At 71.3% G+C, this 6,764-nt stretch carries 3 protein-coding genes; 1 reads left to right on the plus strand and 2 read right to left on the minus strand.

The genetic code is table 11. The features are described from left to right. Nucleotides 1–164 precede the first annotated feature (164 nt). Complete coding sequence (locus KN815_RS19520) at nucleotides 165–2,411, minus strand: MMPL family transporter (protein ID WP_216343232.1); 2,247 nt, start codon at nucleotides 2,409–2,411, stop codon at nucleotides 165–167. A 150-nt stretch (nucleotides 2,412–2,561) separates the two neighbouring features. Next, nucleotides 2,562–3,179: a TetR/AcrR family transcriptional regulator gene (locus KN815_RS19525; RefSeq protein WP_253209086.1), complete on the minus strand. Its 618-nt coding sequence runs from the start codon at nucleotides 3,177–3,179 to the stop codon at nucleotides 2,562–2,564. A 141-nt stretch (nucleotides 3,180–3,320) separates the two neighbouring features. Between KN815_RS19525 and KN815_RS19530 the strand changes: the two genes are divergently transcribed. Then, complete coding sequence (locus tag KN815_RS19530) at nucleotides 3,321–6,683, plus strand: S41 family peptidase (protein ID WP_216343233.1); 3,363 nt, start codon at nucleotides 3,321–3,323, stop codon at nucleotides 6,681–6,683. Nucleotides 6,684–6,764 lie beyond the last annotated feature (81 nt).

Raw genomic sequence — 6,764 nt, forward strand, 5'->3', positions numbered from 1 at the left:
CGGCCCGATGGTAGCCCGTACCTGCAAGTCATTCGCAAGAGCGCGGTCATCGCGGAATCCGGCGGGATCGCCCAGGATCACACGCCGACGGCGGCCTTCCGGGATCGGAAGGCCGCCGTCGGGCCGAAACGTCACCTCGGCGTCAGACGCGGGTCGGACGCAGATCAGACGCGCGTCAGCTCGGCGTCCGCGTCGGAGTCGTGCTGCTGGGCCGCGGGGGTCGGCTCGAGCTGCTTGCGCAGGCCCTCGCCCTCCACGTCCACATTGGGCAGCGCCCGGTCCAGCCAGCGCGGGAGCCACCAGGCCGACTTGCCGAGCAGCGCCAGGACCGCCGGGACGATGGCCATGCGGACCACGAAGGCGTCGAAGAAGACGGCGATGGCGAGGCCGAAGCCCATCATCTTGATCATCGACTCGGAGGAGCCGATGAACCCGGCGAACACGCTGATCATGATGATGGCGGCTGCGGCGACCACCCGGGCGCCGTGCCGGAAGCCGGTGACGACGGCCTGGCCGGGGCGCTCGCCGTGGACGAACGCCTCCCGCATCCGGGTCACCAGGAAGACCTCGTAGTCCATCGCCAGACCGAACACCACACCGATCATGAAGATCGGCATCATGCTCATGATCGGGCCGGTCTCCTCGACGCCGAGCAGGTCCGCCAGCCAGCCCCACTGAAAGACCGCGACCACCGCACCGAGCGCCGCGACGACGGAGAGCAGGAAGCCGAGCGCCGCCTTGAGCGGCACCAGAACGGACCGGAAGACGACCATCAGCAGCAGGAAGGCCAGCCCGACGACGAGCACCAGATAGGGCACCAGCGCGTCGTTGAGCTTCTGCGAGATGTCGATGTTCATCCCGGTCTGGCCGGTCACCAGCACCTCGGCGCCGGTGTCGGCCTTGAAGCCGCTCGCCTTGTCCCGGATGTCACCGACCAGGTTCTCGGTGTCGATGCTGCTCGGCTTGTACTTGGAGATGACGGTGAGCGTCGCGGCGTCACCGGCCTTGTTGAACGCGGCCGGGCTGACCCCGGCCACCCCGTCCAGGCCGGTGATGGTCTTACGGACCTTCTCGGCCGCGCCCTTGGCGTCATCGCTGCCCTTGGCGTCGATGACCACCATCAGCGGACCGTTGTAGCCGGGGCCGAAGCCATCGGAGATCGCGTCGTACGCCTGCCGCTTCTGGCTGCTGACCGGCTGCGAGCCGTCGTCCGGCAGACCGAGCTCCAGGCTCATGGCGGGCACGGCGGCCGCGCCGAGGCCGAGCACGGCCACCAGGAGCACCATCAGCGGGCGGCGCAGCACGAAACGTGCCCAGCGGGTGCCCATATTGGGCTTCTCCTCGGCGGCGGAGGCGTCCGGACCCGCCGCGAGGCGCTCCTCCAGCCGCCGGCGCGCCTTGCGCCCGAAGACCCGCTTGCCCGCGAAGCCCAGCACCGCCGGGATGAGGCTGATCGCGATGAGGACGGCGATGACGACCGTACCGGCCGCGGCGAAGCCCATCTTGGTCAGCATCGGGATGTTGACGACGGCGAGGCCGACCAGCGCGATGACCACCGTAAGGCCGGCGAAGACGACCGCGGAGCCCGCGGTGCCCACGGCACGTCCGGCGGCTTCCTCCCGGTCCCGCCCCTCGGCCAGCTCCGCGCGGTAGCGGGAGACGATGAACAGCGCGTAGTCGATGCCGACCGCGAGGCCGATCATCATCGCCAGTGTCGAGGTGGTGCTGGACAGCCCCAGCGTGGTGGCGAGCGCGGTGATCGACGAGATGCCGATGCCGACGCCGATGAGCGCGGTCAGCAGTGGCAGTCCGGCGGCGACCAGCGAGCCGAAGGTGATGGCGAGGACGACCGCGGAGATCGCGATGCCGATGATCTCGGTCGAGCCGGTCTCCGGCATCTCCTGGAGCGCATCACCGCCGATCTGCACCGTCAGGCCCGACTTCTCGGCCTTCTCGCCCGCCTCCTTCAGACCGTCCTTGGCGGGGTCCTTCAGCTCCAGGGCGTTGACCTTGTATTCGGTCAGGATGTACGCCGTGGAGCCGTCCTTGCTGACGGCCTGGGCCTGGTAGGGGTCGGCGACCGAGGCGATCTGCGGCGAGCTGGCCTTGAGGTCGGCGACGGTCTTGGTGACCACCGCCTTGTTCGCCGGGTCGGTCATCTTCTCGCCGCTCGGGGCGCGGAAGACCACACGGGCGGTGGCGCCGTCCGCGTTACCTCCGGGGAACCGCTGTTCCAGCAGGTCGAATGCCTTCTGGGCCTCGGTGCCCGGGATGGAGAAGCTGTCGTTGGCGGGTGGTGAGGCGGTGGCGGCGCCGACGCCCGCGACCGCGAGCAGCGCCGCCCATATCAGGACGACGAAGCCGCGTCGCCGAAAGGCGAACCGGCCGAGTTTATAAAGGAAGGTGGCCACGAGAAGAGGTGCTCCCGTCGGTTGGATGGCACTGGGCAGGGATGGATAACCGAGCCGGCGACGAGAGCGGCGCGCCGGTCGGGGCCTTATGTGGTTGTGCGGAGGGGGGAAGGGGGAGGGGGGAAGGGGGAGGGGGAGGTGAGAGAAGGGCTACGCGGCGCCGAGCGCGGGGAGGATCACGGCGTCGATGTACTCCAGGAGATACGTCTGGTCCGGCTGCTGACCGTCGACGAGCGGCCGGGCGATGAACGCGCCGCACACCATGTGCACGACGAAGTTCAAGGCGGGCCGGTCCGGGGCGATTTCGCCGCGGTCGACGGCGCGCCTCAGCAGCGCGTTGAACGCGTCGATCTCGGGATAGATCAACAGCTCTCGCAGGGCCTCATGAAGGTCCGGGTTGTCGTGGCTTGCGTGAGCGAGTCCCCTCATCAGCGCGGCGTCCCGCTCCCGGGCGCTCTCCGAGCACCGCACGATCTCCCGCAGATCCCCGCGGAGCGTTCCGGTGTCGACACCCTCGAGCAGAACGGGCTTGGTGTGCCGCAGCGCGGTCGCGACCAGTTGCGGCTTGCCGTTCCACTGGCGGTACAGCGTGGCCTTGCTGGAGTGCGTACGGGTCGCGACGGCGTCCATCGTCAGGCCGTCGTACCCCACCTCGCCGAGCAGCTCCACCACCGCCTCGTACAACTCCCGCTCACGCTCGGGGGAGAGTCGGCTGCGACGCACCCGGGCAGTGTCCCGGTCCTCCGCCGCCTGGTCCATGGCCGGCATGGCGTGTCGCCTCCCTCCGAAATTCCGAACGAAACGGTTTCGTACTCCTCCAGTATAAGCGCGCCACTATCGAAACAGCACCGTTTCGCTCGTGGTCTAGGTCACAGAACCGAGTTGCTCCAAATGGCGTAGCTCGAAAACATGGGTGGGGTGGAGCCTTACGGAAGCGACGACGACCTGGCGTATCTGCGATTTCCGCATCTGCACGGCGACTTGCTGTGCTTCGCGGCCGAGGACGATCTGTGGGTCGCCCCGCTGGCCGCCCCCGACGGACCCCCCGGCCGGGCCTGGCGGCTGACCGTGGACCGCACCCGCGTCGGACCTCCCCGCTTCTCCCCCGACGGCTCCCAGATCGCGTTCACCACCTGGCGCAGCCTGGACCCGGAGATCCATCTCGTCCCCGCGGCCGGCGGCCCCGCCCGCCGGCTGACCTACTGGGGCAGTACGGACGCCCAGGTCTGCGGCTGGACCCCGGCGGACCAGGACGGCGTCTCCCAGATCCTCGCGGTCTCCTCCCATGAGCAGCCGTTCTCCCACTTCTCCTGGGCCTACACGCTGCCCACCGACGGCAGTCCCGGCGGTCGGCTGCCCTGGGGACCGGTGGCCGATATCGCGATGGCCGACCTCGACGGCGAGCGCCGCACCCTGCTGCTGACCGGCAAGCCGCCGCATGAGCCCGCCACCTGGAAGCGCTACCGGGGCGGTGCGACGGGGCGGCTGTGGCTGCACGGCACCCGGCTCGCGGCGGAGCTGAACGGCCATCTGGACGCGGCGATGTTCGTCGGCGGCCGGATCGCCTTCCTCTCCGACCACGAGGGCATCGGCAATCTCTACTCCTGTCTGCCCGACGGCACCGATCTGCGCCGCCACACCGACCATGCCGACTTCTACGCACGCCACGCCTCCACCGACGGCTCCCGCGTGGTCTACCAGTGCGCGGGCGAGCTGTGGCTGGTGGACGACCTGGGCCCGGACGGGGTGCCGCGCAAGCTGGACGTACGGCTGGGCGGGGCGCGGACCGGGCGGCGGCCCTACCAGGTGCCCGCCGCCTCGCATATCGACTCGCTGTCGGTGGACACCACGGGCCGGGCCAGCGCGGTGTGCGTCCGCGGCAGCCTGTACTGGCTCACCCACCGCGACGGCCCCGCCCGCACCCTCGCCGACAACCCGGGCGTCCGGGTACGGCTGCCCGTGATGCTGGGCTCCACCGGCCGGGTCGCCTACCTCACCGACGCGGAGGGCGAGGACGCCATCGAGATCGCGCAACTGCCCCGGGCCAGCGGCCCCGGCGAGCCGCGCCGGCTGGCCGCCGGGCTGCTGGGGCGGGTGCATGAGCTGGAGTCCTCGCCCGACGGCGACCTGCTCGCGGTCGCCGCGGGCGACGGGCGGCTGCTGCTGGTGGACACCTCCGCCGACGGGGACGGCGAGGTCACCGAGCTGATCCGGTCGGACAACGGCCCGGTGGGCGACCTGGCCTTCTCCCCCGACTCGGCATGGCTGGCCTGGTCCCACCCCGGAATAGGCCGCACCCTGCGCTCGATCAAGATCGCGCGGCTGGCCGACCGGACCATAGTGGACGTGACCAACGGGCGGTTCGAGGACGAGGAGCCGGTCTTCACCAGCGACGGCCGCTATCTCGCCTTCCTCTCCTGGCGCGGCTTCGACCCGGTCTACGACGTGCACACCGGCGACCTCTCCTTCCCGCTGGGCTGCCGCCCCTATCTCGTACCGCTGTCCTCCGCCACCCCCTCGCCCTTCGCGCTCTCCCCCGAGGGGCGCCCGGCGGCGGGCGGGCTGGACCCGGACGACAGCGGGGACGACGGCGACGGCACGGTGACGGTCGAGGTGGCGGGGCTGGCCAGCCGGGTCACCGTCTTCCCGGTGCCCGCGTCCAAGTACTCCTCGCTGCACCCGGTCAGCGGCGGCGGACTGGTGTGGCTGCGCTGGCCGATCTCGGGCGTGCTCGGCGAGACGTTCGCCAACCCGGCCGAGACCTCGAGCCGCCCCACCCTGGAACACTTCGATCTGGCGAAGGCCAAGCGCACCGAACTCACCAGTGAACTGGACTGGTTCGCGGTCAGCGGCGACGGCACCCGGCTGGTGGCCTACGACGACGGCGATCTGCGCGCCATGCCCGCCACCGAGACCGGCGACAGCGACTCCACGGTCCACCTCGACATGCGGCGGATCCAGCACACCGTCGATCCGGCGGCCGAATGGCGGCAGGCGTACGACGAGGCCGGGCGCATCACCCGGCACTACTTCTGGGACCCGGGGATGTGCGGTGTCGACTGGGACGGGGTGCTCGACCAGTACCGTCCGCTGGTCGAACGGGTCGCCTCGCCCGACGAGTTCGCCGATCTGCTCCGCGAGACCCTCGGCGAGCTGGGCACCTCGCACGCCTATGTCGCCGCCGCGCGCCGCAACGAGGGCCCGCCCCACTACCAGCGCCCCATCGGACTGCTCGGCGCCAACCTCACCCGCGCCAAGGACGGCCGGTGGGCGGTGGCCCGCATCCTGCCCGGTGAGTCCTCCGACTCCCGGGCCCGCTCGCCGCTGGCCGGTCTGGGCATCCGGGACGGCGCCGTCCTCACCCATGTCGACGGGCGCCCGGTGGACCCGGTGGCCGGTCCGTTCCCGCTGCTGACGGCCGCGGGCGGCACGACGGTGGAACTGACCTTCGAGCCGCCGGACGGCGAGGGGCCGGCGCGCCGGGTCGCGGTCTCCCCGCTGATCGACGACCGGCCGCTGCGCTACCAGGACTGGGTGGCCCAGCGCCGGGCCGTGGTGCGGGAGTTGAGCGGCGGGCGGTGCGGCTATCTCCATATCCCCGACATGGGCGGCTCCGGGTGGGCGCAGTTCAACCGCGACCTGCGCCGCGAGATGTCGCTGCCCGCGCTGATCGTGGACGTCCGGGGCAACGCGGGCGGCAATATCAGCGAGCTGGTGGTGGAGAAGCTCACCCGCAAGGTCATGGGCTGGGACCTCACCCGCAACGCCGAGCCCGTGTCGTACTCCAGCAACGCGCCGCGCGGACCGATCGTCGCGGTCGCCGACGAGGCGACCTCCTCCGACGGCGACATGATCACCGCGGCCTTCAGGATCCAGGGCATCGGGCCGGTGGTGGGGCTGCGCACCTGGGGCGGCGTGGTCGGGATGACCGGCCGTCACCGCCTCGGCGACGGCACCTCGATCACGGTGCCGATGAACGCCGCGTGGTTCGACGCCTACGGCTGGGGCGTGGAGAACCACGGTGTGGAGCCGGACATCGAGGCGCCGCGCTCCCCCGTGGACTGGGCGGAGGGCCGCGCTCCGCAGCTCGGGGTCGCCGTCCGTACGGCGCTCGATCTGCTGGAGCGGCATCCGGCCGCGACCCCGCCGGACTATTCGGACGTCCCCGATCTGCGCCGTCCTCAACTGCCGCCGCGCGGGGGAAGCAAGCCGTCGCGCAAGGGAGGCAAGTCCTCGCGCAAGGGAAGCAAGCCGCCCCGCAAGGGGAAGTGAGCGCGGCCACCGTAAGGCCGGGGCGGGGCAGAAACGGCGCAGGGCGCGGGCAGGCGCAGGGCGCGGGCAGGCGCAGGGCGC

Origin of the sequence: Streptomyces niphimycinicus (genome assembly GCF_018883605.1) — a bacterium.
Lineage (GTDB): Bacteria > Actinomycetota > Actinomycetes > Streptomycetales > Streptomycetaceae > Streptomyces > Streptomyces niphimycinicus.